This is a genomic window from Paracoccus sp. JM45 (assembly GCF_003590715.1).
In the GTDB taxonomy this organism is placed as follows: Bacteria; Pseudomonadota; Alphaproteobacteria; order Rhodobacterales; family Rhodobacteraceae; genus Paracoccus.
Window position 1 is genome coordinate 642,377 of sequence record NZ_QQVY01000001.1, and the last position, 26,588, is coordinate 668,964.

28 protein-coding genes are annotated in these 26,588 nt (G+C 59.9%); 11 read left to right on the forward strand and 17 right to left on the reverse strand.

Annotated features, from left to right (window positions below):
* The first annotated feature begins 228 nt into the window (after nucleotides 1-228).
* Complete coding sequence (locus DWB67_RS17985) at nucleotides 229-384, forward strand: hypothetical protein (RefSeq protein WP_182911469.1); 156 nt, start codon at nucleotides 229-231, stop codon at nucleotides 382-384.
* A 51-nt stretch (nucleotides 385-435) separates the two neighbouring features.
* On the opposite strand, the gene DWB67_RS03235 is transcribed toward DWB67_RS17985, so the two are convergent.
* The 7 genes from DWB67_RS03235 to cyoA are packed head-to-tail and all read right to left on the reverse strand — an operon-like array spanning nucleotide 436 to nucleotide 7,220.
* Nucleotides 436-969: a response regulator transcription factor gene (locus DWB67_RS03235; protein WP_119806034.1), complete on the reverse strand. Its 534-nt coding sequence runs from the start codon at nucleotides 967-969 to the stop codon at nucleotides 436-438.
* Nucleotides 966-2,258: an ATP-binding protein gene (locus DWB67_RS03240; protein ID WP_220475089.1), complete on the reverse strand. Its 1,293-nt coding sequence runs from the start codon at nucleotides 2,256-2,258 to the stop codon at nucleotides 966-968. Before DWB67_RS03240 ends, DWB67_RS03235 begins: the two co-directional genes overlap by 4 nt.
* A gap of 8 nt (nucleotides 2,259-2,266) precedes the next feature.
* Complete coding sequence (locus tag DWB67_RS03245; protein WP_255418524.1) at nucleotides 2,267-2,992, reverse strand: SURF1 family protein; 726 nt, start codon at nucleotides 2,990-2,992, stop codon at nucleotides 2,267-2,269.
* Nucleotides 2,992-3,351, reverse strand: coding sequence for a cytochrome o ubiquinol oxidase subunit IV (gene cyoD / locus DWB67_RS03250; protein ID WP_119806036.1), 360 nt, complete (start codon nucleotides 3,349-3,351; stop codon nucleotides 2,992-2,994). The genes DWB67_RS03245 and cyoD overlap by 1 nt, the downstream gene beginning before the upstream one ends.
* On the reverse strand, nucleotides 3,351-3,971 hold the full coding sequence (gene cyoC / locus DWB67_RS03255; protein ID WP_119806037.1) for a cytochrome o ubiquinol oxidase subunit III: 621 nt from the start codon (nucleotides 3,969-3,971) through the stop codon (nucleotides 3,351-3,353). The genes cyoD and cyoC overlap by 1 nt, the downstream gene beginning before the upstream one ends.
* 3 nt (nucleotides 3,972-3,974) lie before the next feature.
* Complete coding sequence (cyoB, locus tag DWB67_RS03260) at nucleotides 3,975-5,984, reverse strand: cytochrome o ubiquinol oxidase subunit I (protein ID WP_119806038.1); 2,010 nt, start codon at nucleotides 5,982-5,984, stop codon at nucleotides 3,975-3,977.
* 12 nt (nucleotides 5,985-5,996) lie between these two features.
* Nucleotides 5,997-7,220, reverse strand: a complete 1,224-nt coding sequence (gene cyoA / locus DWB67_RS03265; RefSeq protein WP_119806039.1) for a ubiquinol oxidase subunit II — start codon at nucleotides 7,218-7,220, stop codon at nucleotides 5,997-5,999.
* A gap of 160 nt (nucleotides 7,221-7,380) precedes the next feature.
* Here cyoA and DWB67_RS03270 point away from each other — a divergent pair, with 160 nt between their 5' ends.
* Nucleotides 7,381-8,697 (forward strand): MFS transporter, encoded by a 1,317-nt coding sequence (locus tag DWB67_RS03270; RefSeq protein ID WP_119806179.1) that lies wholly within the window; start codon nucleotides 7,381-7,383, stop codon nucleotides 8,695-8,697.
* Nucleotides 8,698-8,765: 68 nt separating this feature from the next.
* Here the strand turns inward: DWB67_RS03270 and DWB67_RS03275 are convergent, their stop codons facing one another.
* From DWB67_RS03275 to purC, 7 genes are all read right to left on the reverse strand, one after another.
* Complete coding sequence (locus DWB67_RS03275; protein WP_119806040.1) at nucleotides 8,766-10,100, reverse strand: glutamine synthetase family protein; 1,335 nt, start codon at nucleotides 10,098-10,100, stop codon at nucleotides 8,766-8,768.
* 5 nt (nucleotides 10,101-10,105) lie between these two features.
* The gene (locus DWB67_RS03280) at nucleotides 10,106-10,930 is read right to left on the reverse strand and encodes an ABC transporter permease (RefSeq protein WP_119806041.1); all 825 of its coding nucleotides are present in this window, start codon (nucleotides 10,928-10,930) and stop codon (nucleotides 10,106-10,108) included.
* On the reverse strand, nucleotides 10,927-11,793 hold the full coding sequence (locus tag DWB67_RS03285; RefSeq protein WP_119806042.1) for an ABC transporter permease: 867 nt from the start codon (nucleotides 11,791-11,793) through the stop codon (nucleotides 10,927-10,929). The genes DWB67_RS03280 and DWB67_RS03285 overlap by 4 nt, the downstream gene beginning before the upstream one ends.
* 51 nt (nucleotides 11,794-11,844) lie before the next feature.
* Nucleotides 11,845-12,579, reverse strand: coding sequence for a transporter substrate-binding domain-containing protein (locus tag DWB67_RS03290; protein ID WP_119806043.1), 735 nt, complete (start codon nucleotides 12,577-12,579; stop codon nucleotides 11,845-11,847).
* Between the two features lie 32 nt (nucleotides 12,580-12,611).
* Complete coding sequence (locus DWB67_RS03295) at nucleotides 12,612-13,412, reverse strand: ABC transporter ATP-binding protein (protein ID WP_119806180.1); 801 nt, start codon at nucleotides 13,410-13,412, stop codon at nucleotides 12,612-12,614.
* A 93-nt stretch (nucleotides 13,413-13,505) separates the two neighbouring features.
* Entirely contained in the window at nucleotides 13,506-13,745 is a 240-nt protein-coding gene (purS, locus tag DWB67_RS03300; protein ID WP_119806044.1) for a phosphoribosylformylglycinamidine synthase subunit PurS, read from the reverse strand.
* 12 nt (nucleotides 13,746-13,757) lie between these two features.
* Nucleotides 13,758-14,519 (reverse strand): phosphoribosylaminoimidazolesuccinocarboxamide synthase, encoded by a 762-nt coding sequence (gene purC / locus DWB67_RS03305; protein WP_119806045.1) that lies wholly within the window; start codon nucleotides 14,517-14,519, stop codon nucleotides 13,758-13,760.
* Between the two features lie 130 nt (nucleotides 14,520-14,649).
* Here purC and DWB67_RS03310 point away from each other — a divergent pair, with 130 nt between their 5' ends.
* Nucleotides 14,650-14,964: a DUF1476 domain-containing protein gene (locus tag DWB67_RS03310; protein WP_119806046.1), complete on the forward strand. Its 315-nt coding sequence runs from the start codon at nucleotides 14,650-14,652 to the stop codon at nucleotides 14,962-14,964.
* 44 nt (nucleotides 14,965-15,008) lie between these two features.
* Here the strand turns inward: DWB67_RS03310 and DWB67_RS03315 are convergent, their stop codons facing one another.
* Genes DWB67_RS03315 through DWB67_RS03325 form a run of 3 tightly spaced genes read right to left on the reverse strand, consistent with a single transcriptional unit; the run spans nucleotide 15,009 to nucleotide 17,288 of the window.
* Nucleotides 15,009-16,331: an MATE family efflux transporter gene (locus DWB67_RS03315; protein WP_119806047.1), complete on the reverse strand. Its 1,323-nt coding sequence runs from the start codon at nucleotides 16,329-16,331 to the stop codon at nucleotides 15,009-15,011.
* Between the two features lies 1 nt (nucleotide 16,332).
* Entirely contained in the window at nucleotides 16,333-16,833 is a 501-nt protein-coding gene (locus DWB67_RS03320) for a PaaI family thioesterase (RefSeq protein WP_370453558.1), read from the reverse strand.
* Nucleotides 16,834-16,835: 2 nt separating this feature from the next.
* Nucleotides 16,836-17,288, reverse strand: coding sequence for a PaaI family thioesterase (locus DWB67_RS03325; protein WP_119806048.1), 453 nt, complete (start codon nucleotides 17,286-17,288; stop codon nucleotides 16,836-16,838).
* A gap of 132 nt (nucleotides 17,289-17,420) precedes the next feature.
* Here DWB67_RS03325 and DWB67_RS03330 point away from each other — a divergent pair, with 132 nt between their 5' ends.
* The 8 genes from DWB67_RS03330 to DWB67_RS03365 all read left to right on the forward strand — a co-directional run bounded on the left by DWB67_RS03330 (nucleotide 17,421) and on the right by DWB67_RS03365 (nucleotide 26,578).
* Nucleotides 17,421-17,798, forward strand: coding sequence for a MerR family DNA-binding transcriptional regulator (locus DWB67_RS03330; RefSeq protein ID WP_119806049.1), 378 nt, complete (start codon nucleotides 17,421-17,423; stop codon nucleotides 17,796-17,798).
* 114 nt (nucleotides 17,799-17,912) lie between these two features.
* Nucleotides 17,913-18,311, forward strand: coding sequence for a MerR family DNA-binding transcriptional regulator (locus DWB67_RS03335; RefSeq protein ID WP_119806050.1), 399 nt, complete (start codon nucleotides 17,913-17,915; stop codon nucleotides 18,309-18,311).
* Nucleotides 18,312-18,315: 4 nt separating this feature from the next.
* Nucleotides 18,316-20,094 (forward strand): acyl-CoA dehydrogenase C-terminal domain-containing protein, encoded by a 1,779-nt coding sequence (locus tag DWB67_RS03340; RefSeq protein WP_119806051.1) that lies wholly within the window; start codon nucleotides 18,316-18,318, stop codon nucleotides 20,092-20,094.
* Between the two features lie 72 nt (nucleotides 20,095-20,166).
* Complete coding sequence (locus DWB67_RS03345; protein ID WP_119806052.1) at nucleotides 20,167-20,808, forward strand: glutathione S-transferase family protein; 642 nt, start codon at nucleotides 20,167-20,169, stop codon at nucleotides 20,806-20,808.
* On the forward strand, nucleotides 20,805-22,016 hold the full coding sequence (locus tag DWB67_RS03350; protein ID WP_119806053.1) for an acetyl-CoA C-acetyltransferase: 1,212 nt from the start codon (nucleotides 20,805-20,807) through the stop codon (nucleotides 22,014-22,016). Before DWB67_RS03345 ends, DWB67_RS03350 begins: the two co-directional genes overlap by 4 nt.
* Nucleotides 22,017-22,027: 11 nt before the next feature.
* Nucleotides 22,028-24,214 carry a 3-hydroxyacyl-CoA dehydrogenase NAD-binding domain-containing protein gene (locus tag DWB67_RS03355; protein ID WP_119806054.1) on the forward strand — a complete coding sequence of 729 codons (2,187 nt, stop codon included), beginning with the start codon at nucleotides 22,028-22,030 and terminating at the stop codon, nucleotides 24,212-24,214.
* A gap of 160 nt (nucleotides 24,215-24,374) precedes the next feature.
* Nucleotides 24,375-25,559 (forward strand): toxic anion resistance protein, encoded by a 1,185-nt coding sequence (locus tag DWB67_RS03360; protein ID WP_119806055.1) that lies wholly within the window; start codon nucleotides 24,375-24,377, stop codon nucleotides 25,557-25,559.
* Nucleotides 25,556-26,578, forward strand: a complete 1,023-nt coding sequence (locus tag DWB67_RS03365; protein ID WP_119806056.1) for a DUF2927 domain-containing protein — start codon at nucleotides 25,556-25,558, stop codon at nucleotides 26,576-26,578. Before DWB67_RS03360 ends, DWB67_RS03365 begins: the two co-directional genes overlap by 4 nt.
* The last annotated feature ends 10 nt before the right edge of the window (nucleotides 26,579-26,588 follow it).

Sequence of the window (26,588 nt, forward strand, 5' to 3'; positions counted from 1 at the left end):
ATAAATCACTCATGCCTTGCAAGACCCTTCGGGAAAACCGTCCGGTAGTTTCACGTATTCTGCTTATTCCAACATCGTGCTTTCCCGATCAAAACCTTTATCGTCGGCCCGGCAAGTCATTGTTCCCATCTATGTCATCATAAGTTGTATCGGCATAAATGCATTGGCTGGTATCAAATGGTTTGAAAAGCGCCTATGTGCAGTTTCGAATTCCTGAAAGGAGCCATTATGCCCAAATCCAAAAAGCCCAAGGCCAAGGTGAAACGCCCCGCCGCGAATCCGGTGCAGAAACCTGCGTGGTATCAGGCGCTGAACGGCCCCGCCGCGCAGCATGTGGAACGGCCCAGCAAGAAATCGCAAAACAAGCTGGCCCAAGGTCACTAAGCCTACCTTGGCATAATGCATCGCCAAAGCGTCCGGCAAGCCGTCACCAGTCTAACGGACCTGCCATTTGGCCAGCTTGCGGGCCAAGGTGCGGCGGTGCATGCCCAGCCTGCGCGCTGTTTCCGAAATATTGAAATCGGTGGCCAGCAGCGTTTCGTGGATTTTTTCCCATTCCAGCGTCTTGATCGTTGTGGGTCGGTTGGCAGGCTGAACCTCGGCGTCGCCTTCGCCGCGATCAAAGGCGGCCAGAATATCATCGGTGCTTGAGGGCTTGGTCAGGTAATGCGACGCGCCAAGCTTGATTGCCTCGACCGCTGTGGCGATGCTGGCAAAACCGGTCAGGACGACGATCCGCATGTCGGGGTCCTGCTTGTGCAGGTAATCCACACAGATCAGACCTGATTCCCCCGACAGCTTCAGATCGACAACCGCATGGGTCGGCAGCGGCGAAAACGTCGCTTTGCGCAACTGTTCCGCCGAAGCGCAGCGATTCACCTTATATCCGCGACGTTCCAACGAACGCTGCAGGGTATAGGCAAGGTCGTCGTCATCCTCGACGATCAGGATATTTGCATCGGGTGTCATATGTATCCTCGGGCGACCGACAGTTTTTTCAGCGGCAGCGTCAGTGTGACCAACGCCCCCCCGCCGGACAAGTTCGAGGCTGTGACATCTCCGCCCAGTTTGCGGATCGCATTGACGACCAGAAACAGGCCAAGGCCACGCCCCTGCCCCGCTTTGGTCGAATTATAGGGTTTGCCGAAATCGGCAAGCACGGCGGGTCGAAAACCGGGACCGCGATCCTCGACCTGTAAAACCAGATTACCGTCCTTGCGCAGGACCGTCAGGCCGACCCATTGGGGCGATACCTCATGCGCGTTGTCCAGCACGGTTGTGACCAGCTGCCTGAGCGCCGTATCTGTCAGGATCGGCATATCGGGACCAAAGCGGTTCTGATGGTCCAGTGTCGCGGTTGCATGGATCGAGGTCCATTCGTTCACCACATCAGCGATAAAGCCGTGGACACTGCTGGGAATTAACGTTTCACCCCGCAATTCGCCCGATGACATCAGAATACCGCTGACGATGGATTTACAGCGGTCCACGGCCTTTTGCATCTGGGCGATGTCGAACTGCAATTCCGCATCCCCCGAGGTGGCGGGTATTGTCCGCCAATCGCTGAGGATCACCGAGATCGAGGCCAGCGGCGTACCCAATTCATGCGCGGCCCCCGATGCCAGCAGGCCCATGCGGACGATGTGGTCTTCTTCGGCGGCTTGCTGGCGCATGGCGGCAAGGCGGGCGTCGCGGTCGCGCAGGTTGCGGTTGATGCGGGTCACGAAGGTCACGATCAACACCGCGTTGATCAGCAGTGCCACCAGCATACCGGCCAGATAGGTGGTAAAGAACGGCTCGTATTCCGGCAGGCGCAAAGGCAGGTGAAAGGCCGACAGGAAGGCGCTTAGCAGCGCGGTCAACCCGACAAAGCGCCAGCATTCGGATGGTCGCAACAGGACCGCCGCCAGTGTGACCTGCAACAGATAAAGCGCGATGAACGGATTGCGCCCGCCGCCTGTCAGACCCAGCTGGGCGGTCAGCAACAGCATGTCGACCATCAGCACCCAAGACAGGCTTGGGACCCGCTTGCGCCGCAACCAGTGCAGGCTTAACAGGTTCAGCGCCAGCAAAGCGCCAAGAACCATCGCCATCCGCGGCAAGGGCAGATCGATGTGCAACGCCAGTTCGGCCACCAGCATGGTGACCAGCTGCCCCGCGATCGCCAGCCAGCGCAGTTGCACAAGCAGGCGCAGGTTCTTCAGATCGGTGTCGGCCCCGCTAAGGGCCGCATCATGGGTAGCACCGCTTCGGATCACGCGCAGATTTACTTTCGTTCGTGTCGCCACACGAAGAATGCAGCCGCAAGCACACCGACCGCAAGGGCGAACCATGTCAGCGCATAGCTAAGATGCGAATTGCGGAAGGCCACAATCGTCAGTCCGCCAATCGGATAACCGCCCGCATTGGGTGCGTCATCGGCATCGATAAAGAACGGCGCAGTGGCCAGCCCCTGATCGGCAGCAATCGCTGCAACATCGCGCGAATACCAGCGGTTGTTGGCAGGGTCGTTGCTGCGCAGGAAGGCCCCGTCGGGTTCGGACATCCGCAACAGACCGGTGACGGTGACCTGCCCTGCCACCTGCCCATTAGGCCGGTTTGCAGGGTCGCGCAATTCGGTCGGCACAAATCCGCGATTGACCAGATAGGTCGCATCAGTCGTCACCAAGGGCGTTACCACCCAATAGCCCGCGCCCAATTCGGTCACGGCCTGCACCTGAACCTCATGCGTATGATCAAAGCGGCCTTGAGCGGTGATTTTGCGGTATTCGTCGCTGTCGCGGGTGATGTCGTCCCACGCGGCGGGCAAAGGGGCTGCCACGGGGTCGGCCTCAAGGCGCGCGTCCACACGCGCAATCAGATCCTGCTTCCACGCAAGACGTTCAATCTGCCAGACCCCAAGCGAAAGGAACAAGCCCAGCAAAAGCAACGCCGCCCCTGCCATAAGGGCAAGGGCGACGCGATGTCTGCGGCTGTGGCGGGCCTGTGTCACTATTGCCCCGTCATTCCTTGCGGCATCGGCATCATATTGGTGTTCATGTGATACATGACCCAGACCGAGCCTGACAGCATGATGAACAGCACGACAATCGTGAAAACAAGCGAGATCAGCGTCCAGCCTTTTTCGGATTTGCTGTTCATATGCAGGAAGTAAATCATATGGACGACAATCTGGATCACGGCCATTCCCAGAACGACCATGACTGTCAGCATGCGGCTGGAAAAGCCGCCTGCCATGACCAGAATGAAGGGAATCGCCGTCAGAATGACCGACAGGATAAAGCCCGTAGTATAGGACCGGACGCTGCCATGATCATGGTTGTCCGCGTGGTGCATGTCATCCGTGCTCATCAGATCATCCCCATAAGATAGACGAAGGTGAAGACGCCGATCCAGATCACGTCAAGGAAGTGCCAGAACAGGCTAAGGCACATCAGGCGGCGCATGTTGGATGGGGTCAGACCCGTGCGCGTTACCTGCACCAGCAGCGTGATCAGCCAGATGATACCGAAAGTCACGTGCAGACCGTGGGTCCCCACCAGCGTAAAGAAGGACGACAAAAAGGCCGAGCTGCCGGGCGTCGCGCCCTCGTGGATCAGGTGATAGAACTCGTAGAGTTCGATCGTCAGGAAGGCTGCACCGAACAGGCCGGTGATGATCAGCCAGCGTATCATCTGCGATTGACGCTTTTGCGCCATTTCCAGCATGGCAAAGCCATAGGTGATCGAGGACAGCAGCAGCATTGCGGTGTTCAAAGCCACCAGTGGCAGCTCGAACAGTTCTTTGGGACCAGGGCCGCCTGCGAAACCCTGGCCCAGCACTGCATAGACAGCGAACAGGACTGCAAAGATCAGACAGTCGCTCATCAGATAGATCCAGAACCCCAGCATGGTGCTGTCGCCTTCGGGCAGATGGGGTTCGTGATCCAGATGGAAGCGGCGCGGCTCGGCGTTGGTGACGGTCGATGACATGGCTTATGCCCCGCTTTCGATAAGCTTGGTGCGCTTGGCTTCGCTGTCGATCACGGTTTCGACCGGAATATAGAAGTCGCGCTTGGTGTTGAAGGTATGGCCGATTGCCACAGCAAGGATGCCGACAAAGGACACCACAGCCAGCCACCAGATGTACCAGATCAGGGCAAAGCCAAGGGCTACGCTAAGTCCGGCAATGATGACACCGGCACCGGTGTTCTTGGGCATATGGATTGCCTCGTATCCCGACAGGGGGCGTTCGTATCCATGCGTCTTCATGTCATGCCACGCGTCGATGTCGTAAACGACCGGCGTGAAGGCAAAGTTGTAATCCGGCGGCGGCGAAGAGGTCGCCCATTCCAGCGTCCGGCCTTGCCATGGATCGCCCGTCACATCGCGGTTTTTCTTGCGATCACGGACCGACACGGCAATCTGGATCAGGAAGGCTGCAATACCGATGGCCACCAGACCCGCACCAAAGGCGGCAATCAGGAACCAGATCTGCAGGCTGGGGTCGTCAAACACCCGCATCCGGCGCGTCACGCCCATCAGGCCCAGCACGTAAAGCGGCGTAAAGGCGAACCAGTAACCCGCAACCCAGAACCAGAACGAGATCTTGCCCCAGAATTCATCCAGCTTGAACCCGAAGGCTTTGGGGAACCAATAGTTCATGCCTGCGAACAGACCGAACAGCACGCCACCGATGATCACATTGTGGAAGTGGGCAATCAGGAACAGCGAGTTGTGCAGAACAAAGTCGGCGGGCGGAACAGCCAGCAACACGCCCGTCATACCACCCACGGTAAAGGTGATCATGAAGGCGATGGTCCACATCATCGGCAGATCAAAACGGATCCGGCCGCGGTACATTGTGAACAGCCAGTTGAACAGCTTGGCCCCCGTCGGGATCGAAATGATCATCGTCGTGATCCCGAAGAAAGAGTTAACGGACGCGCCCGACCCCATCGTGAAGAAGTGGTGCAGCCAGACCAGATAGGACAGGATGGTGATACAGACGGTCGCATAGACCATCGAGGTATAACCGAACAGACGCTTGCCCGAAAACGCCGAGGTGACTTCGGAGAAGATGCCGAAGGCCGGCAGGATCAGAATGTAAACCTCGGGGTGGCCCCAGATCCAGATCAGGTTCGTATACATCATGGGGTTACCGCCCATGTCGTTCGTAAAGAAGTGGGTTCCGATGTAACGGTCCAGCGTCAGCAGCACCATGACAGCTGTCAGCACCGGAAAGGATGCAACGATCAGCACGTTCGTGCAAAGCGAGGTCCAGGTAAAGATCGGCATCCGCATCATCGTCATGCCCGGCGCGCGCATCTTGATGATGGTCACCAGCAGGTTGATGCCTGACAAGGTCGTCCCGACACCCGCGACCTGAAGGCCCCAGATATAGTAATCGACCCCGACACCCGGGTTCGCCTCGGCCCCGGACAGCGGCGGCATGGCCAGCCAGCCGGTCATGGCGAATTCACCGATGAACAGCGACATCATCACGATGATCGCACCACCTGCCGTCATCCAGAACGAGAAGTTGTTCAGGAACGGAAAGGACACATCGCGCGCACCGATCTGCAACGGCACGACATAGTTCATCAGACCCGTCACCATCGGCATGGCGACAAAGAAGATCATGATGACGCCATGCGCCGTGAAGACCTGATCATAGTGGTGGGCGGGCAGATAACCCTCGGACCCGTTAAAGGCCATGGCCTGCTGCAGGCGCATCATGATCGCGTCGGCAAAGCCGCGCAACAGCATGATCACACCCAGAATCATATACATGATGCCGATCTTCTTATGATCGACCGAGGTGAACCACTGGGACCAAAGATAGCCCCAAAGGCGGAAATAGGTCAGCGCCGCCACCAATGTGATCCCGCCCAGTGCCACCATTGCGAAGGTGGCCACCAGAATGGGTTCATGCAGCGGCAGTGATTCAAGTGTTAAACGGCCGAACAGAAAAGATGTGGCCGGATCTGAGACAGGCGTTGTCATGTTTCGGTCCGATTACTTTGTGGCAGGGGTGTCGGCGTCGGTCTGGGGCGGGGAGAGCGGCGTGACATCACGCCCCAATCCATGCCCGCGCAGACCTTGCCGGTCGGCAGGCGTTGCGGTTTTTTCGGCTTCAGGGGTATCGGTCTGCATGTCATCATCCATGCCCTGCCCCATGCTGTGATCCATCTGGCCCATATCATGGCCGGAATGATCCATGTCGTGACCGGCGTGGTCCATCTGACCCATATCATGGCCCGAATGATCCATATGGCCCATGCCATGTCCTTCAGCCATATCCATGCCCCCCGCTTGGGTCTGCATATCCCGCATCATCATGTCGTCCATGCACATCTGGCCCTCTTGGGTGCACATGTTCAGGATGTCGTGGTACAGATCGTCGGAATAGCTGCCGAAATAGGTCGGGGCGACATTCTCGGTCGGTTTCACAAGTTCCTGATAGGCGGCATCGTCCAGCGTATCGGTATCGGCGCTGACCTTGGCGACCCATTCGTCAAAACCCGCATCGTCGAACGCGTGGAACTTGAAGCGCATTCCCGAAAAGCCTGCACCGGAATAGTTGGAGGAAAAGCCGTCATAGACGCCTTCGGAATTGATCACCCCGTGCAGCTTGGTTTCCATACCGGGCATCGTATAGATCATACCGGCCAGCGTCGGGATATAGAACGCGTTCATCACCGAGGATGAGGTCAGCTTGAATTCGATCGGACGATCAACAGGCGCGGCCAGTTCATTCACCGTGGCAAAGCCGTATTCGGGATAGAAGAACAACCATTTCCAGTCCATCGCGACCACCTCGACCTCAAGCGGGGTATGTTCGTCGGTGACGACCATATCCTGCGAAATCCGGTCAAGCTTGCGATAAGGGTCCAGAAGATGCGTGCCGACCCATGTCAGACCACCAAGGCAGATGATGATCAGCAATGGCGCGGACCAGATGACCAGTTCCAACTTGGTCGAATGGTTCCAGTCGGGCGCATAGGTCGCGTCCTTGTTCGATTCGCGGTATTTCCACGCGAAGAACACGATAAGGCAGATCACCGGAATAATGATCAGCAGCATCAGCAGGGTTGATATGACAAGAACATCCCTTTGCCGCGCTGCGACATCACCTGCAGGCGACAAGACAACCGCCTTACATGCGGACAGAAAAGCCGGGATGGTCAACAGAGCGATCAAGCGTAAACGTTTCAAGGCGTTTCCAGTCCGATAGTCCATGAAATGACGGGTTAAAGACGACCACGGGTGCGTCAGGGCCGCAGAGATACGCCCCATGCTGCACATGCGACATTGGACAATTTGCCCAATGCACATGATCATCAAACAGGCGCAGGACGGCGCCCTAATCAGTCACAATCGCGAACGGAGCATCAGCGGCATGACCAGCAACGCCTCGACCATCGCCGAACAGGACGCGCGCGCACTGCACGACGACGGTGTGCCGCTGGAACCGGACGAGATTTCCATCGGCGTCATTATCGGACGCACATCCGAGTTCTTCGACTTTTTCGTATATGCCATCGCTTCGGTGCTGGTATTCCCCAATCTGGTCTTTTCCTTTACCGACCCGTTGCGCGGGACACTCTATTCCTTCGGTATTTTCGCACTGGCCTTTATTGCCCGCCCCTTCGGCACGGCAATCTTCACGCTAGTGGACAAGAACTATGGCCGCGGGGCCAAGCTGACTTCGGCGCTGTTCCTTCTGGGTATCTCGACGGCGGCTTTGGCGTTTATCCCGACCTATGAACAGGTTGGCGGGTTTGCCATCGTATTCCTTGCCATGTTGCGGATCGGTCAGGGCCTTGCATTGGGCGGCACATGGGACGGCCTTGCATCGCTGTTGGCGATGAATGCACCAAAGCGGCGTCAGGGCTGGTATGCCATGATCCCGCAGCTGGGCGCACCGCTTGGCCTGATCGTTGCCAGCGGGTTGTTCGTCTTTCTGGTCAGCAGCCTCAGCGCGCGTGACTTCCTTGATTTCGGCTGGCGCTATCCCTTCTTTGTGGCCTTCGCGATCAACGTCGTGGCCCTGTTTGCCCGCCTTCGGATCATCGCGACCCCCGAATACGAACGCCAGTTCACCAATCTGGAACTGACGCCGGTTCGTGCCAGCGAAACTCTGGTCAGCGAACGTCGTAACCTGCTGCTGGGCGCATTCACCCCGCTGGCCAGCTTTGCGCTGTTCCACATGGTGACGGTGTTTCCGCTGTCGTGGGTCTTCCTTTACACGGATGAAAGCCCTGCCCGCTTCCTGACGATCGAGATTCTGGGCGCGATTGTCGGTTTGATTGCCGTCATGGTGTCGGGCATCATCGCCGACCGCATCGGTCGTCTGCGCCTGCTGTCCAGATGTTCCATCGCCATCGGTGTCTTTGCCCTTTTCGCACCGTTGTTGCTGAATGGCGGCACGATCGGTCAGATCATCTATATGGTCACCGGCTTTGCAATTCTGGGCCTGTCCTTCGGCCAAAGCTCGGGTGCGGTTGCGGCGCGGTTCTCGAAGAAATACCGCTATACCGGTTCGGCGCTGACCTCGGATATCGCATGGCTAATCGGCGCGGGTTTTGCGCCTGTCGTGGCACTGCTGCTGTCCAGCACCTTGGGTCTATGGAGTGGCGGCGCCTATCTGCTGTCGGGCGCGGTCTGTACCTTCATCGCCCTGCGCGTGACCAAGCATCTGGACTTCGAAGGCTAAGATTGGCGGCACAAAAAAGCGGCGGGGCGATCATCGCCCCGCCGCTTTTTCATGTCCGCTTGTCCGGATCAGACAGTATCCAGATACAGCTCGACGGTTTCCTCATCCGAAAGTTCCGCCATATAGTGAAGCTCTTGGCGTTTGGTCATCAGATAGTTGTCGACCAGATGCGCCGGAAGGATGCGACGGATTTCCGAACAATTGTCAAAGGCCTCGATGGCGGCGCCCCAATCACCCGGCAATTGGGCAAGGTTCTGGTCATAGGCGTTGCCCTTGAAGGGTGCCGGTGCTTCCAGCTTGTCTTCAATGCCGTTCAGCGCGGCGCCAAGGATGGCGGCGACCGTTAGATAGGGGTTCACGTCGCCCCCCGCCACGCGGTGTTCGATCCGGCGTGCTTTGGGTCCCGATGACGGGATGCGGATCGCCGCTGTGCGGTTTTCATAGGCCCAGCCGATGCCGGTCGGCGCGTGGGCATTCGGCACCAGACGGTCATAGCTGTTTTCATGCGGCGCAAACAGCAGGGTCGAACCGGGCATGGCGCGCAGGCAACCGGCAACGGCCTGACGCAATTCCTCGGTGCCTTCATCGCCGCCATTGTCAAAAATGTTGCGCCCATCCTTGGTCAGGATCGAGAAATGCATATGCAGCCCGTTGCCGGAAAACTGCTCGTACGGTTTGGCCATGAAGCTGGCGGCAAAGCCGTAATTGCGGGCAACACCCTTGACCAATGTCTTGAACAGCCATGTGTCATCGGCGGCCTTCAGCGGATCGGCCTGATGCATCAGGTTGATCTCGAACTGACCGGGGCCTGCTTCCGAAATTGCGGTATCGGCGGGAATATCCATCGATTCGCAGGCGTCATAAAGCGTGGTGAAGAACTGGTCGAAGGTATCCAGCGCCCGCAGTGACAGAACCTCACCGCCCGTGCGGCGCTTGCCGGAACGGGGGCTGGGCGGCACGCGCAGCTGGCGGCCGCTGTCGTCGATCAGGAAAAACTCCAGCTCGGTCGCGACGACGGGGACCAGACCCGCGGCATCATAGCGTTCCACCACGCGGGCCAGCGCCTGACGCGGATCGCCGTCATAGGGGGTGCCGTCGGGATGGAACATCCACAAGGGCAGCAGCGCGGTCGGCGCAGCCTCCAGCCACGGCATCGGGACAAAGCCGCGTTCGGTCGGCAGCAGCAGGCCGTCGGGATCGCCCGACTGGAAGACCAGCGGGCTGTCTTCGACGTCTTCGCCCCAGATATCCAGATTGAGGACCGAATAGGGAAATTTCGTCCCCTCATCCACCAGCTTGTCGGCGTATTTGGCGGGCAGTCGCTTGCCCCTTGCCACGCCATTCAGATCGGCAGCCGCGACGCGGATCGTCTTGACCTCGGGGTGTTCACGCAGCCATTCCATCGGTGTCATCTCATGATTTGGGGACGGTATTTGACGCGTCGGACCTGTCCCGGAAGATGTCGGTTCAGACGCCTGTTCACCCTGCCAAACAGCCAGATCAGCAGCAAGGTCACCGCAATGAAATAAGCGGCAGCAATCGGATAGGCCACAAAGGGGTTGAAGGTCTTATCCGCAAAATAGCTGGCGTAATACAGTGCATCACCACGTTGCTGGAACGCGGGAAAGCCGCTGAAATAGACCAGCGTCGTGGCATGGAACAGAAAGATCGCCTCGTTCGTATAGGACGGCCATGCAAGGCGCATCGTTGTCGGCCAGATGATCCGGCGAAAACGCGTCCAGCCGGTCATGCCGTAAGCGTCCGCCGCCTCGACGTCACCCTTGGGGACCGACATCAAGGCGCCGTGGAAGATCTGGGCGGAATAGGCGGCGGTGTTCAGGATCAGCACGAACAAGCCACCCGCCCATGCCCGCGTCAGCCAGCTGGTCTGGATGGTAATGCCAAATATATCGATGCCAGCGCGTGGCAGCAGGACCAGCGCCTCGTATGCGATGAAGAACTGGATGAAAAGCGGGCTGCCGCGGAAGACGAAAATGAAGGCATTCGCCGGACCGCGCGCCCAGGGGTTGCGGCTGGCTTTGGCGACGGCCAGCGCATTTGCCAGCACAAAGCCGAAGGCCAAGGCCAGAAACGCGAAATAGAGGTTCCAGATCAGACCGGACCCGATCAGCGTGAATTGCTGGCACAGGGTATAATCGGCACGCGGCAACAGGCGTTCGCCCATGCCGATCGAGCGAAAGGCGTAATCGGTGATTGTCTGCGCGCAGGTCATGCGATGCCCCCCGCGCCCATCATGGCCTGTCCGCGCGACAGCCGCCGCGCGACACGCCCCAGAACGCGTTCGGAAACAAAGGTCATCAGCAGATAGAACACCAGAATTCCAAGGAAATAATACAACCGCCAGTCAGGATGCGGATAGCTGAAGGCGCTGGTCTTGGACCCGCCCAATTCACGCGCCCAATAGACGATGTCTTCCACCCCCAGCAAGAACAGCAGCGGCGTTGCCTTGATCAGGATCATCCACAGGTTCGACAGCCCCGGCAGGGCATAGGTCCACATCTGCGGGATCAGCACGCGGCGTGTGACCTGACGCGGGGACATGCCATAAGCCTCGGCTGTTTCCAGCTGGGCGCGGGGCACCGCCCGCATCGCGCCGTAAAGCACATTCGCCGCGAAGGCACCGAAAACCACTGAAAAAGCGATAACGGCCAGGAAGATCCCATAGGTGTCATGCACCCAAGGCGGGCTGGAGCTGAGCGGAAGTTTCGCCGCAGCGCAGACGACAAAATCATTGCCCTGCCGGATCGGCGCGTCGGTGGCACAAAGTGCCTTGGCACGCATCCATTCAAAGCCCTGATCCAGCGCGATCGGCACGAACAGGAAAAACAGGATGTCGGGAATGCCGCGCACCATCGAGGTGTACAGCTTGCCAAACATCCGCACTGGCCAGATCCGCGACCGCGATGCCATGGCACCGCCAAAACCGAACAGCAAGGCGACGGGCGCGGTAATTGCCAGCAGCAAAAGCACCGTTCCGAAGCTGCCATAGAATAGCAGATGGGTGCCGGATGTCAGATAGCATGACAGCCAGGCAGACCCTTCAAGCAAGGATGGATCGGTGCAATAGGAAAACATCTGATATCCCGGATGGCCGCTGCGGTCCGGAAACCGCAGCGGCGGGTCATGTCACTCGAAGGTCAGGGCGTCGTCGCCGAACCACTTGATGATCAATTCGTTCAGGCTGCCATCTTCCTTCATTTCGGTGATGACGGCGTCGAAGGTGTCTTTCAGTTCGTTGTCGGACTGGCGCAGGCCCATGCCGATGCCTTCGCCAAGGGTGACCTTGTCGAAACCGTCAACCCAGACCAGCTCGCCACCCGATTCCTCGACGATGGGGGCAAGGAAGTCGCGGTCGGCGAAAACAGCATCGGCTTCGCCGTTACGCACCGCAGCGACCGTCTGGTCGGGGGTCGGGTATTCCAGCAGCGTCGCGCCGGTTTCGGCAATATGGCTGGCCTGAATGGTGCTGGTCTGGGCTGCAATGATGCCGCCTTCGACATCCACATCCGCCGCCAGTGCCGCATAGGCCGAAGGCATCGCAGGGGTATAGGGCTGGGTGAACTGGATGACCGCCTTGCGTTCTTCGTTGATGTTCATGCCGGCCATGATTGTGTCATAATTCGACGACACCAGGTTCGGAATGATCGAATCCCAGTCGTTGCGGACCCAAGTGCAGTCCAGCTCGGCGCGGGCGCAAAGTTCGTTGCCCAGCTCGATTTCGAAACCGGTGACTTCGCCGGTCGCGTCATCGATGAAATTATAGGGGGCATAGGCGCCTTCGGTGCCCATGCGAATCGTTTCGGCTTGGGCCAGACCTGCGGTCAGGGCCAAGGCGGTGGCTGCGATGATCAGAGGTTTCATTCTGACATAGTCTCCTGTTGGTATTATTTTTTTTAGTTAACCATCGTGGCGGACAGAAACTGGCGCAAACGGTCGGTCTGCGGGTTGCCGAACAACTGAGATGGCGGGCCTTCTTCACAGATCACGCCCTGATGCAGGAACACGACGTGATCGCTGACATCGGCGGCCAGCCGCATGTCATGCGTGACCAGTATCATCGTCCGATGCTCACTGGCCAAATCCTTTATAACCTTGACGACTTCCTGCTGCAATTCAGGGTCCAGCGCACTGGTCGGTTCGTCAAACAACAGCGCCGTCGGCTGCATGCACAAAGCGCGGGCAATGGCGGCGCGCTGCTGTTGTCCGCCCGACAGCTGTGCGGGCCATGCGTCGCATTTGTCGCCAATGCCGACTTTGTCCAGCAGGGCGCGTGCGCGAGCCTCGACCTTGGGGCGGTCTTCGCCCAGAACCGTCAGCGGCGCTTCCATGACGTTTTGCAGGATCGTCATATGGGCCCACAGGTTGAACTGCTGGAAGACCATCGACAGATTGGTGCGGAACCGCGTGACTTGCGCGCGGTCGGAGGGCGTGCGGTCAAGGCCCTGTCCTTTCCAGCGCACCGCTTCTCCGTCGAACAGGATATCGCCGGCCTGACTGTTTTCCAGCAGGTTACAGCACCGCAGCAGGGTGGATTTACCGGAACCCGATGATCCGATCAGGCTGATGACATGACCGCGCGGGGCGGTCATGGACACGCCCTTCAGCACATCAAGCTGGCCATAGGACTTGTGCAGTCCGTTGATCTGGATGACCGGCGTGGTCGTGTCGGAGGGGGTGGTAAGTTTGTTCATCATCCGCGCATTGGGCGTCAAACGCCTCGATTTTGCAACGGGGACTTGCGGCAACTTGATCATAAGACCAAGTTGCCGCAGCGTCATCGCAGCCTGTTATACAATCTCGATCGAGTATTTTTCGATCACGGTATTGGCCAGCAGGCCTTCACACATCTTCGCCACTTCCGCACGGGCGGCTTCGGCATCGGTTGCGGTCAGGTCCAGTTCGATCAGCTTGCCCTGACGGACGCCGGTAACGCCGTCATGGCCAAGACCGCCAAGTGCGTGGCGGATCGCCTCGCCCTGCGGGTCCAGAACACCGTCTTTCAGCAGGATGGTGACACGGGCTTTCATCGCAGGCTTCCTTCAGTTGATCTCGGTCGGTTTCAGGCTGGTCGTATTGGCGGGCATCAGACCCAGCCGACGCGCCACTTCGGTATAGGCGTCGGTCAGGTTGCCCAGATCACGACGGAACACGTCTTTATCCAGCTTCTGACCGGTTTTGACGTCCCACAAGCGACAGCTGTCGGGGCTGATTTCATCGGCCACGATCAGACGCATGAAGTCGTTTTCCCAGACGCGGCCCAGCTCGATCTTGAAGTCGATCAGCTTGATGCCCGCGCCGTAGAAGACGCCCGACAGGAAATCGTTGACGCGCAGGGCCAGCGACACGATGTCGTCCAGATCCTGCTGCGTGGCCCAACCGAAGGCGATGATATATTCTTCCGACACCATCGGATCGCCCAGCTCGTCGTTCTTGAAGCTGTATTCGACGATCGGACGGGGCAGCAATGTGCCCTCTTCCAGACCAAGGCGCTTGGAAATCGAGCCTGCCGCAAAATTACGCACAATCACTTCCAGCGGCACGATCTCGACCTGACGGATCAGCTGCTCGCGCATGTTCAGGCGCCGGATGAAGTGGTTGGGGACGCCGACATTCGTCAGGCCCTGCATAAAGAACTCGGACAGGCGGTTGTTCAACACGCCCTTGCCCTCGATCGTTGCCTTTTTCTGGGCATTGAAGGCTGTCGCATCATCCTTGAAGTACTGGATAAGCGTCCCCGGTTCCGTACCTTCGTACAGAACCTTGGCTTTGCCTTCGTAAACCTTCTTGCGCCGCGGTGCCATTGCCCCACCGTCCTTTCGGATGTCTCTCAAAGACGCGGCTTAGCGCAGAAAGGCATCTGGGGGCAATACGAGGCTTGCGAGATGGCGTGCGAATAGGCATATCAAAAGCAAGTCACAGCAGGAGGGACACATGTCCACGTTTGACGACCGTGAGCGCGCCTATGAGGCGAAATTCGCCCATGACGCCGATCTGCGCTTCAAGGCCGAAGCCCGCCGCAACCGTTTGCTTGGCGAATGGGCCGCGGAATTGCTGGGAAAATCCGGCGATGATGCCCGCACCTATGCCATGACCGTTGTTGCATCGGATTTCGAGGAACCGGGCGAGGAAGATGTCTTCCGCAAGATCCAGACCGATCTGGACGGCAAAACTGACGAGGCCACAATCCGCGCCAAAATGGCCGAATTGATGGACACGGCACGCCATCAGGTCGTCGACGAAGCCTGAGGTCGATGGAAATTCGCTAGAAAGGGGCGGCGACGCCCCTTTTTTCATGCCTGCTGTGCCGCCGCCTCGGCGCGGGGATAGCGGCGCATCATGGTTACGGCCCGCGCGGTGTTCAGCGCCATCAGCGCCGCCCACAGCCCGTGGTTGCCCCAGATCGGCGGCAGGACCAGCACCCCCACCACGAAAACCGCCACCGATCGCACCATCGCATTACGCATATCGCGTGTCAGCGTCGCGCCGATAAAGATCCCGTCCAGCATCCAACCCGCCACCCCGATCAACGGCGCAAGCCCCAGCCACGGCAGATAGACCCGCGCCTCGGCCCGCACCTGCGGGGATGTGGTCAGGATGTCGATGATCGGTCCGCCCGCGATGATAAACACCAGCCCCAGCGCGACCGCCCCACCCAGACCCCATTGCGAGGTCAGGATGGATGCCCGTCGCACGCGGTCGGGGCGGTGTGCGCCGACCGCCTGCCCCACAAGGCTTTCGGCGGCAAAGGCAAAGCCGTCCAGCGCAAAGGCCGTCAGCGCCATGAATTGCAACAGCACCTGATTGGCTGCCAGCGGCACATCGCCCTGCCCCGCGCCCAGAAACAGAAAGCTGGTCATGCAACCCTGCAGTAGCACGGACCGGATCATAATATCGGTGTTCACCCGCGCCAGACGGTCGATCTTGGCGCGCGCAAACAGGCTGGCGGTGTCGCGGGCCGACCTGATGGCACGGGCCAGCACATGCCGCGCCAGCCACAGGCCAAGCGCCAGTCCCGCCAGTTCCGCCGCCAGCGTGGCCCATGCAACGCCGCTGACCCCAAGGCCCAAGCCCAGCACGAACCAGATGTCCAAGCCCACGTTCAGCCCGTTTTGCAGCAATTGCAGCGCCAACACCGCGCGGGTGCGTTCCACAGCGATCAGCCAGCCGGTGATCGCATAAAGCCCGATGGTCGCAGGCGCCCCCCAGATGCGGATGGCCAGATAGTCGCGGGCCAGCGTTTCCACCGCATCGGACGCAGGGGCCAGCTGGAAAGCGGCCCAGAAAATCGGCACCTGCAGCGCGATAAAGACAAGCCCCGCCACCGCAGCAATGGCCAATGCACGCAGCAGATGTGCCCCGACCTCCGCCTGATCACCGGCACCGTGGCTTTGCGCCACCAGCCCCGATGTGCCCATCCGCAGGAACCCGAACACCCAATAGATGGATGTCAGGATCACCGCACCGATGCCGACCGCGCCAATCGCCTCGGGCAGTCCCAATTGGCCGACGACGCCGGTATCGACCAGCCCCAGCAATGGGACGGTCAGGTTCGACAGCACGATCGGCACGGCGATGTTCAGGACGCGTCGATGCGTCAACACGGGGCCTTGCATCTTATGGCTGCGGCATCAGGAAATGGCCGGTCGCCTGTGCGATCAGGCGGGCACGGTTGTCCTGCCACGCCTCGACCTGAACCGAAGCATAGCGCCGCCCCGACCGCACGACGCGGGCGCGGGCATAGACATCCCGCGGCAGGCCCGACCGCAGGTAATCGACGGTGAAATCGATGGTCTTGGGCAGGCGCGGCAGGCTGTCGGGGATGGCGGCATCGGGGGCGATACGTCCCGATTCCAGATCCTCCCACATGCCGGCCCATGACAGCTCGATAATGGCCGCAACCTCAAGAAAGGCTGCTGTCACGCCGCCGTGGATGGCAGGCAGGCGGGGGTTGCCGATCAGCTTGCCGTCATAGGGCATGGTCGCGGTCAGTTCGTCCCCGCGCCGGTCGAACTGGATGCCCAGCCAGCCGATATAGGGAACGCCTTTGACCAGCGCGTTCAGCGCCGAATCACGACGCGCCTTGATCTGTTGCAGCGGTTCGTTGCGGTCGCCCATGATCACCTCTCTACCGTGAAGGCGGCGGTTGCGGTCGCCACGGGGTTGTCGCTGTCTTCATCCAGTGCGACGGCACGCATGAACGCCACACTTCGGGTCATATGGTAACATTCGGCCCGTGCGGAGATGCGCTGGCCCGGCGTTGCGGTCCGCATGTAATCAATGCGCAAGTCGATCGTCGCTGTGGATTTCGGGTTTGAGGGGTGCAGGATCACCGCCGCCCCGCAGCAGGTGTCCATCAGCGTGAAGACAACACCGCCGTGGATGACACCGGTGCGCGGATCACCGACCAGATGTTCGGCCCATGGCATGCTGATCACGGCCCGCCCTTCGCCCAGATCATCGACGCGCATGTCAAGGGCGCGGGCATGGGGGATTGCCTCGATGAACTGCTGGGCAATGCGTGTGCGATCTGCCTTATCGGCATCGCTGCTGGCCTCGGTCGGGTCGGACATCCATGTCTCCTGCGTGTTTCCTGATGCTTAGCCGTCGCGGGGGGGCGCACTCAACCCTCATGCGCGATTCGGTTGAGAAAAGCACGGACAGCACTTAAGTTTACGCAAAGGGAATTCGTCGAGGAGGCGCAGATGCCCGAAGACCAGATCAGCTTCAAGGAAATGTGCGCGCGTTTCGACGTCACACCGCGAACGCTGCGCTATTATGAATATATCGAACTGCTGAAGCCGCATAAGGAAGGCCGCGCCCGCTTCTATGGCTCGCGCGAGGTGGCCCGCATGACGCTGATCCTGCGGGGCCGGCGCTTCGGGTTCAGTCTGGAAGATATCCGCCAGTGGCTGCAGATCTATGATAAGAAAGGGTCCAGGGAACAATATCAGGTCTGGATTGAAATGGCCCAGCGCCAGCTGGATGTTCTGGACCAGCAGATCAAGGATATGCAGGCCGCCCGCGCCGATCTGGCGCAACTGCGACAGACCAGTGCCGGTGAACTGTCCCGTATGGAATGACGCCACGGCAGATGCCTGTCGTGACGCCGCGTCTTGCTTACGTTCGCGTCAACTTGCGCCTATCTTCAGGACAAGGACGGAACGCCGGGTTTTCAGGAGGAGGAGCCGCCCACCATGTCCGAAGAGCTGATGACCATTCGCCAGATGTGCGACACATTCGAGGTGACGCCCCGCACGCTTCGCTTTTACGAAGCGCGCGAGCTGATCTTTCCCCAACGCAGGGGACAGCACCGCCTTTATGACCGGCGTGACCGAGCAAGGCTGACGCTGATCCTGCGGGGTAAGCGTTTCGGGTTCAGCTTGGAACAGATCCGCCAACTGCTGGAGCTTTATGCCCACGGCAGCTCCAACAGCACCCAGATCGCGGCCACGATCGAGGTTGGAAGGGCGCGTCTGTCCGACATGGAACAGCAATTTGCGGAACTGAGCGAGGCGATTGCCGACCTCAAGACGCAGATCTCCGACGCTGAAATCCGGCTTGCCGCCGCGTCCCACGAACAGCCAACAGGATAACGCCATGCCGATCTACAACCCGCCGATCCGCGATCTGCAATTCGTGCTGCACGACGTCTTGAAACTGTCGAACAGCGATCTTGCCGGTCACGACGAACTGGACCGCGATTTTACCGAGGCCGTGCTGGATGCGGCAGGCAAACTGGCCGCCGATGTACTGGCACCGCTGAACCTGTCTGGCGACCAGCAGGGCTGTGTATTGGAAAACGGCGTTGTCCGCACCCCCGACGGATTCGACGCAGCTTTCAAGGCCATGAAAGAGGGCGGCTGGACCGCACTGGATTGCGACCCTGAATATGGCGGTCAGGGCATGCCCTATACCATGGGCGTCGCCACGGGCGAGATGTTCGTATCGGCGAACATGGCCTTCAACATGTATCAGGGCCTGACGCATGGCGCCTATTCGGCCATCCATGCCCATGGCACCGACGAACAGAAGCAGACCTATCTGCCCAAGATGGTCAGCTGTGACTGGACCGGCACCATGAACCTGACGGAACCGCATTGCGGAACCGATCTGGGCATGTTGCGCACCAAGGCCGAACCGCAGGATGACGGCAGCTATCTGATCACTGGCCAGAAGATCTTTATTTCGGCTGGCGACCACGATCTGGCGGAAAACGTCATCCATCTGGTGCTGGCCAAAGCCCCCGGTGGTGGCGCGGGCACCAAGGGTATCAGCCTGTTCATCGTCCCGAAATTCCTTGTGAAGGACGACGGCTCGGTCGAGGAACGCAATGGCGTCTCGGTCGGATCGCTGGAAGAAAAGATGGGCATTCATGCCAATGCCACCTGCGTCATGAACTATGACAGCGCCAAGGGCTGGCTGCTGGGCGATCTGCACAAAGGCATGCGCGCCATGTTCACCATGATGAACGAGGCACGGATCGGCGTCGGCCTGCAAGGCTATGCCTGCGCGGTGCCCGCCTATCAGAACGCGGTGGCCTATGCCAAAGACCGCCTGCAGGGTCGTGCTGTCACTGGCGCACAGAACCCGTCGGGGCCTGCCGATCCGCTGATCGTGCATCCCGACATCCGCCGCAGCCTGATGGACCAGAAGTCGTTTCTGGAAGGTGCCCGTGCGCTGACCATCTGGGGCGCACATCTGATTGACCGCAGCCATCTGGCCAATGACGCCGAGGCCGAAGGTCTGGTGTCGCTGATGACCCCCGTCATCAAAGGCTTTCTGACCGACAAGGGTTTTGACACTGCGGTTCAGGCCCAACAGGTCTTTGGCGGTCATGGCTATGTCGAAGAATGGGGCATGTCGCAATTCGTCCGCGATGCGCGCATCACCATGATTTACGAAGGCGCGAATGGCGTGCAGGCATTGGATCTGGTCGGTCGCAAGCTGGCACAGGACAGTGGCAAGCATGTCATGGCGTTCTTTGACATGATCAAATCCTTCTGCAAGGAACATGCGGCCAACGAAAAGCTGGATGCCGATTTCATCACGCCTTTGAAAGCAGCCTCCAAGGATCTGCAATCGGCGGCCATGTTCTTTATGGAACGCGGGATGAAGAACCCCAATGACGCTTTGGCCGGTTCGTATGACTTCATGCATATGTTCGGCCATGTCACACTAGGCTTCATGTGGGCCAAAATGGCCGTTGCCGCGCAGGAGGGTCTGGATGCTGGAACCGGTGATGCGGACTTCCTGAAGACCAAGTTGGTCACGGGCCGTTACTATATGAAGCGTCAGCTACCGATGACCGCGACCCATCTGGCCCGCATCCAGTCCGGTTCGGAAACCGTGATGGAGCTGGATCAGAACGCCTTCTGATCCCCGATCACCACAGGGGCGCGACCTGCGCCCCTGTCCGGTTCTGGCTGTGGCCCTGCGTAAGGAACATATATGACCGCTCAACTCTGGTGCTTTGGTGAATCGGGCAATGCCTATAAGGCGGCGCTGACGCTGGAACTGGCTGGCTATGACTGGTCGCCGGTCTTCGTCGACTTCTTCAACGGCGAAGCCCGCAGCCCCGAATTCAAGGCCATCAATGCCATGGGTGAGGTTCCGGTTTTTCGCGATGGCGACCTGAGCCTGACGCAATCGGCGGTCATCCAGATGCATGTCGCGGAAAAAACCGGCCGTTTCATGGGCCGCGACCGTAACGAAACCCTGCGCTGGCTGATGTTCGACAACCATAAAGTATCGGCCTCGGCGGGTCAGGCGCGGTTCTTGCTGAACCTGATCCCTGCGGACAAACGCCCGGTGGGTGCCGCCGAATTCCTGCAAGGCCGCCTGAAGGGCGCATTGCAGGTGTTGGACACCCATCTGACCGGACGCGACTGGGTGGCCGATAGCGACCCCACCATCGCCGATTTCGCGCTGTGCGGTTATCTGTATTACCCCGAGCCTTACGGCTTTGATCGCGCGGATTGGCCCAATATCGACCGCTGGCTGGATGGCATCGCCGCCCTGCCCGGCTGGAAACACCCCTATGATCTGATGCCTGGCAAACCATCCGACCGGGCACCCAAGGAGGACATATGACCGACGCCTATATCTATGACGCCGCCCGCACGCCGCGCGGCAAGGGCCGCCCCGATGGCAGCCTGCACGAGGTCACCTCGCTGGCGCTGTCAGCCCGTTTGCTGAACGCCGTCAAGGAGCGCAACAACCTGCAAGGCCACGCGGTCGAGGATGTGATCTGGGGCAATGTCACCCAGGTCAAGGAACAGGGCGGCTGTCTGGCACGGTCCGTGGTTCTGGCCTCGGATCTGGATGAACGCATCCCCGGTCTGTCGATCAACCGCTTCTGTGCATCGGGGATGGAGGCTGTCAATCTGGCCGCCAACCAGATCAAGGGCGGCGCAGGTCAGGCCTATATCGCCGGCGGTGTTGAAATGATGGGCCGCGTTGGTATGGGCAGCGATGGCGCTGCCATTGCGGTCGACCCCGGTCTGGCCATGCGGTCCTATTTCGTGCCGCAGGGGATCAGTGCCGATATCATCGCCACCGAATACGGCATCAGCCGCGACGATGCCGACAAGCTGGCCGTCGAAAGCCAGCGCCGCGCCGCCCGTGCATGGGAAGAAGGCCGTTTCAGCAAATCCATCGTGCCGGTTCTGGACCAGAACGGCCTGACCATCCTTGACCGCGACGAATATATGCGCCCCGGCACCGGTATGGACGATCTTGCCAAGCTGAAGCCCGCCTTCAAGGAAATGGGCGAGATGATGCCCGGCTTTGATAAGGTCGCGATGCTGAAATACCCGCATCTGACCCATATCGACCACATCCACCACGCGGGCAATTCCAGCGGCATCGTCGATGGCGCAGCCGCCGTGCTGATCGGTAATGCGGAATTCGGCAAGGCGCACGGGCTGAAGCCCCGCGCCCGCATCCGCGCCACCGCCAAGATCGGCACCGATCCCACGATCATGCTGACCGGCCCCGTGCCCGTGACCGAGAAAATCCTGAAAGACAGCGGCATGTCGATCAGCGACATCGACCTGTTCGAAGTAAACGAGGCGTTTTCATCCGTCGTGCTGCGCTTCATGCAGGCCTTCGATGTCGATCACGCCAAGGTCAACGTGAACGGCGGTGCCATCGCCATGGGCCACCCCTTGGGTGCCACCGGCGCAATCATCATCGGCACGCTGCTGGACGAGTTGGAACGTCAGGACAAGCAGATCGGCCTTGCCACCCTGTGCATCGCGTCCGGCATGGGCGCGGCCACCATCATCGAGCGCGTGTGAGGAGCCAAAACATGACCGATTTCACGATGCAGACAGACGCCGACGGCGTTGCGATTATCACTTGGGACGTTCAGGGAAAATCCATGAACGTGCTGTCGATGGACGGCGCGACCGCACTGGACGGGCTGATCGACACCGCGCTGGCGGATGAGGCGGTTAAAGGCATCATCATCACCAGCGGTAAAAAAGACTTTGCCGGCGGCATGGACCTGAATGTCATTGCGGGCATGAAAGAAAATGGCGGCGCGCAGGGGGTCTTTGACGGCGTCATGACGCTGCACCACCTGCTGCGCAAGATCGAGCTGGCAGGTATGGACCGCAAGACCAAAAAGGGTGGCAAGCCCATCGCCTCGGTTCTGACGGGGACGGCACTTGGCATCGGGCTGGAACTGCCGCTGGCGACGCATCGCATCTTTGCCGCCGACAATCCCCGCGCCAAGATCGGCCTGCCGGAAATTATGGTCGGTATTTTCCCCGGCGCGGGCGGCACCACCCGTCTGACCCGCAAGCTGGGCGCGATGATGGCGGCCCCCTTCCTGCTGGAAGGCAAGCTGTCAGACCCTAAAAAAGCCAAATCCGCCGGTTTGATCGACGAGGTCAGCGAAGACCCGATGGCCGCCGCCCGCGAATGGGTGCTGAACGCATCGGACGCCGATCTGGTCAAGCCGTGGGATGCCAAAGGCTATAAAATGCCCGGCGGGGAACCCTTTCATCCGGCGGGATTCATGACCTTTGTCGGTGCATCGGCGATGGTGCATGGCAAGACGATGGGCGTCTATCCGGCGGCCAAGGCGTTGTTGTCAGCGGTGTACGAAGGGTCGATGGTGCCGTTTGATACTGCGCTGAAGATCGAAGCGCGCTGGTTCACCAATATCCTGATGAACCCCAGCAGTGCCGCGATGATCCGCAGCCTGTTCATCAACAAGGAAGCCTTGGAAAAAGGCGCGAACCGTCCTGACGCGCCTGACCAGACCGTCAAAAAGGTCGGCATCCTTGGTGCTGGCATGATGGGTGCGGGCATTGCCTATGTCAGCGCCATGGCAGGTATTCAGGTCGTGCTGATCGACGCGGCACAAGACAGCGCGGATAAGGGCAAAGCCTATTCCGAAACCCTGCTGGACAAGGCCATCAGCCGCAAGAAATCGACCGAGGACAAAAAGGCTGAGGTTCTGTCCCGCATCACCGCCACCACCGATTATGCCGCGCTGGACGGCTGTGACCTGATCGTGGAAGCGGTGTTCGAAGACCCCTCGGTCAAGGCCGACGTCACCCAAAAGGCCGAGGCGGTCATTCCGCAGGACGCGATCTTTGCGACCAACACCTCGACCCTGCCGATCAGCCAGTTGGCCAAGGCCAGCGCGCGTCCAGAACAGTATATCGGCATCCACTTCTTTAGCCCCGTCGACAAAATGCTGCTGGTGGAAATCATCAAGGGCAAGCAGACCGGCCCCGTCGCCGTCGCCAAGGCGCTGGATTTTGTGCGCCAAATCCGCAAGACGCCGATCGTGGTGAACGATGCACGGTTCTTCTATGCCAACCGCTGTATCATTCCCTATATCAACGAAGGCATCCGCATGGTGGGCGAAGGGGTGAACCCGACGCTGATCGAAAATGCCGCCAAGCTGATGGGTATGCCGCTGGGTCCGCTGCAACTGGTCGATGAAACCAGCATCGATCTGGGCGTTAAAATCGCCAAGGCCACCCGCGCCGCCATGGGCGAGGATTATCCCGATGGCGCGGTCGATGATGTGCTGTTCTGGATGGCCGATCAGGGCCGCATGGGCCGCAAGTCGAAATCCGGCTTTTATACCTATGGCGATGACGGCAAACGTCAGGGCCTGTGGGACGGTCTGGACCCGCAATACCCGCGCAGCCCCGACCAGCCCGACCTGCATGATGTCCAGCAACGCCTGATGTTTGCACAGACTCTGGAAGCGGTCCGTGCGCTGGAAGAAGGCGTGCTAGAAGACATCCGCGAAGGCGATGTGGGCGCGATCCTTGGCTGGGGCTTTGCGCCGTGGTCGGGTGGGCCATTCGGCTGGCTGGACATGCTGGGTGCGGCACGGGCGGTCGAAATCTGTGACCGTCTGACGGCGGAACATGGGAGCCGTTTCGCCGCCCCTGCCCTGCTTCGTCAGATGGCTGAACAGGGCGACAGCTTCTATTCCCGCTTTGGTGCAGGCAAAAAAGCCGCCTGATGATCTTAAGGGTCGCGTTATTCGCGGCCCTTTCCCCCTTTATGGCAAGAATGACGGGAAACTTTCCCTGTGCTATGCCGTTGAAGTGCAGCGATTCCGACTTATGCTGCTGTGCAGAAAACAGCTTTACCAAACGGATCGCTGACAAGGGGACATTTTGATGACCGACGATACCCGCCGCCGCGCCGAAGCGACCCAGAAAGAGATCGAGACGCTCACCTCGGATCTTCCGGCCCAACCGGCCGAGGCGCCCGTCGCCCTGACCCAAGCCGATGAGGCCACTGCCAAAGCCATTCGCAGCCGTATGGCGGAAATCGACATTCGTGATTCAGGATCAATCCTGCGGTTCGGCACGCGCGCCCAGTCGGGTCTGCAACAGATCAGCCAACAGATGCTGGCCGACGTAAAGTCCAAAGAAGCGGGCCCCGCCGGTGACAGTCTGCGCGAAGTGGTCACCACCATCCGCGGCTTTTCCACATCCGAACTGGACGTCCGCCGCACCCGCAGCTGGTGGGAAAAACTGCTGGGCCGTTCCGCGCCCTTTGCCAAATTCGTGGCCAATTACGAAGATGTGCAGACGCAGATCGACCGCATCTCGGTCGAACTGGAAACCCATGAACAGACCCTGCTGAAAGACATCAAATCGCTGGATCTGCTGTATGATCGCACGCTGACCTTTTATGACGAACTGGCGCTGTATATCGCGGCGGGCACTGAAAAACTGCACGAACTGGACAGTGACGTCATTCCTGCCAAGGAGGCAGAGGTCGCAGCCCAGCCCCAGACCGATCAGGTGATCGAAGCGCAGGAACTGCGCGACCTGCGTGCCTTGCGCGATGATTTGGAACGCCGCGTTCATGACCTGAAACTGACCCGTCAGGTGACGATGCAATCGCTGCCATCCATCCGGCTGGTGCAGGAAAACGACAAGTCGCTGGTGACCAAGATCAACTCGACCTTGGTGAACACCGTGCCCTTGTGGGAAACCCAGCTGGCCCAAGCTGTCACCATCCAGCGCAGTGCCGAAGCCGCCCGCGCCGTGCGCGAGGCCAGCGATCTGACCAATGAACTGCTGACCCGCAACGCCGACAACCTGCGTCAGGCCAATGCCACCATCCGCGCGGAAACCGAACGTGGCGTCTTTGACATCGAATCCGTCAAAACCGCCAATGCCCAGCTGATCGCCACCATCGAAGACAGCTTGCGGATCGCCGACGAAGGCCGCGCCCGCCGCGCCGCCGCCGAAAACGACCTGACCCAGATGGAGGCCGAACTGCGTGACACGCTGGCAGCCGCATCGGCCCCGCGTCTGGACAAGGCAGTTTCCGACGGGGGGCCGCGATGATCCGATCCGCCATTTCCGGATGCAGCCTGCTTGCATCCGGTGCGCTTGTCTTGCTGACCGCCTGCGCCAAAGACCCCACCCCCGAGGCTGTCACTTCGGACCGCCCCGACCCGCGTCCGGCGATCGAACAACCCAATCAACCGACGCAGGCCGAATTGCGCAAGGCACGTGCCGAACGCAATCGCGCGGCCAATGCAGTACAAACCTCGGCCAGTGCAGCAAGCCAGACGCAAAGCGATTATTACGGTGCCATGCAGCGGCGTTTGATCGCGCAGGGCAAATTGCGCCGCGACCGCGTGCCGCAAGACGCGCCGATCACCGCAGAATCCCTGACCCGCGATTTTATCGCCATTGCCCTGCGCGATGAATACAGCCGCAGCGGTGACGGTCTGGTGTCCCAAGCGCGCACTGCCCCCCTGCGCCGCTGGGAACAGCCGGTGCGCGTGCAACTGGAATTCGGTGCCTCGACCGAAATCGCCGCCCGCCCAGCGTGGCGGTCCGAGGTGGCAGGTTTTGCCAACCGCCTGTCCAGTGCCACGCGTCACCCCGTGACCATGACCGCCGATCGTGGTAATTTCCCCGTGCTGATCCTATCCGAGGATGAACGTCGCGCCATCGGTCCCCGACTGGCCGAACTGGTGCCTGGTATTCCTGCCAGCGACATTGCCATTCTGGCCGATCTTCCGCCCGCGATCAGTTGCACGGTGTTCGCCTATTCCAAAGGGAATGCCAGCGAATATGCCCATGCGGTTGCCATTATCCGCGCCGAGCTGCCCCCCTTGCTGCGGACATCCTGCATCCACGAAGAAATCGCCCAAGGCATGGGTCTGGCAAATGACAGTCCGGCGGCGCGTCCGTCCATTTTCAACGATGACGAAGAATTCGCCCTGCTGACGCGACACGACGAATTGCTGTTGCAGATCCTTTATGACCGTCGCTTGCGCCCCGGCATGACCGAAGCGCAGGCCGCCCCGATTGTCCGCCAGATCGCGTCAGAGCTGTTGGGCGAAGCTGCTTAAACTGCAAAGC

Excerpts from the sequence above, each read along its gene's own strand:
- DWB67_RS17985 (WP_182911469.1), top strand. The coding sequence starts at position 229 with ATGCCCAAATCCAAAAAGCCCAAGGCCAAGGTGAAACGCCCCGCCGCG.
- DWB67_RS03235 (WP_119806034.1), bottom strand. The coding sequence starts at position 969 with ATGACACCCGATGCAAATATCCTGATCGTCGAGGATGACGACGACCTT.
- cyoD (WP_119806036.1), bottom strand. The coding sequence starts at position 3,351 with ATGAGCACGGATGACATGCACCACGCGGACAACCATGATCATGGCAGC.
- cyoC (WP_119806037.1), bottom strand. The coding sequence starts at position 3,971 with ATGTCATCGACCGTCACCAACGCCGAGCCGCGCCGCTTCCATCTGGAT.
- cyoB (WP_119806038.1), bottom strand. The coding sequence starts at position 5,984 with ATGACAACGCCTGTCTCAGATCCGGCCACATCTTTTCTGTTCGGCCGT.
- cyoA (WP_119806039.1), bottom strand. The coding sequence starts at position 7,220 with ATGGACTATCGGACTGGAAACGCCTTGAAACGTTTACGCTTGATCGCT.
- DWB67_RS03270 (WP_119806179.1), top strand. The coding sequence starts at position 7,381 with ATGACCAGCAACGCCTCGACCATCGCCGAACAGGACGCGCGCGCACTG.
- DWB67_RS03275 (WP_119806040.1), bottom strand. The coding sequence starts at position 10,100 with ATGGAATGGCTGCGTGAACACCCCGAGGTCAAGACGATCCGCGTCGCG.
- DWB67_RS03280 (WP_119806041.1), bottom strand. The coding sequence starts at position 10,930 with ATGACCTGCGCGCAGACAATCACCGATTACGCCTTTCGCTCGATCGGC.
- DWB67_RS03285 (WP_119806042.1), bottom strand. The coding sequence starts at position 11,793 with ATGTTTTCCTATTGCACCGATCCATCCTTGCTTGAAGGGTCTGCCTGG.
- DWB67_RS03290 (WP_119806043.1), bottom strand. The coding sequence starts at position 12,579 with ATGAAACCTCTGATCATCGCAGCCACCGCCTTGGCCCTGACCGCAGGT.
- DWB67_RS03295 (WP_119806180.1), bottom strand. The coding sequence starts at position 13,412 with ATGATGAACAAACTTACCACCCCCTCCGACACGACCACGCCGGTCATC.
- purS (WP_119806044.1), bottom strand. The coding sequence starts at position 13,745 with ATGAAAGCCCGTGTCACCATCCTGCTGAAAGACGGTGTTCTGGACCCG.
- purC (WP_119806045.1), bottom strand. The coding sequence starts at position 14,519 with ATGGCACCGCGGCGCAAGAAGGTTTACGAAGGCAAAGCCAAGGTTCTG.
- DWB67_RS03310 (WP_119806046.1), top strand. The coding sequence starts at position 14,650 with ATGTCCACGTTTGACGACCGTGAGCGCGCCTATGAGGCGAAATTCGCC.
- DWB67_RS03315 (WP_119806047.1), bottom strand. The coding sequence starts at position 16,331 with ATGCAAGGCCCCGTGTTGACGCATCGACGCGTCCTGAACATCGCCGTG.
- DWB67_RS03320 (WP_370453558.1), bottom strand. The coding sequence starts at position 16,833 with ATGGGCGACCGCAACGAACCGCTGCAACAGATCAAGGCGCGTCGTGAT.
- DWB67_RS03325 (WP_119806048.1), bottom strand. The coding sequence starts at position 17,288 with ATGTCCGACCCGACCGAGGCCAGCAGCGATGCCGATAAGGCAGATCGC.
- DWB67_RS03330 (WP_119806049.1), top strand. The coding sequence starts at position 17,421 with ATGCCCGAAGACCAGATCAGCTTCAAGGAAATGTGCGCGCGTTTCGAC.
- DWB67_RS03335 (WP_119806050.1), top strand. The coding sequence starts at position 17,913 with ATGTCCGAAGAGCTGATGACCATTCGCCAGATGTGCGACACATTCGAG.
- DWB67_RS03340 (WP_119806051.1), top strand. The coding sequence starts at position 18,316 with ATGCCGATCTACAACCCGCCGATCCGCGATCTGCAATTCGTGCTGCAC.
- DWB67_RS03345 (WP_119806052.1), top strand. The coding sequence starts at position 20,167 with ATGACCGCTCAACTCTGGTGCTTTGGTGAATCGGGCAATGCCTATAAG.
- DWB67_RS03350 (WP_119806053.1), top strand. The coding sequence starts at position 20,805 with ATGACCGACGCCTATATCTATGACGCCGCCCGCACGCCGCGCGGCAAG.
- DWB67_RS03355 (WP_119806054.1), top strand. The coding sequence starts at position 22,028 with ATGACCGATTTCACGATGCAGACAGACGCCGACGGCGTTGCGATTATC.
- DWB67_RS03360 (WP_119806055.1), top strand. The coding sequence starts at position 24,375 with ATGACCGACGATACCCGCCGCCGCGCCGAAGCGACCCAGAAAGAGATC.
- DWB67_RS03365 (WP_119806056.1), top strand. The coding sequence starts at position 25,556 with ATGATCCGATCCGCCATTTCCGGATGCAGCCTGCTTGCATCCGGTGCG.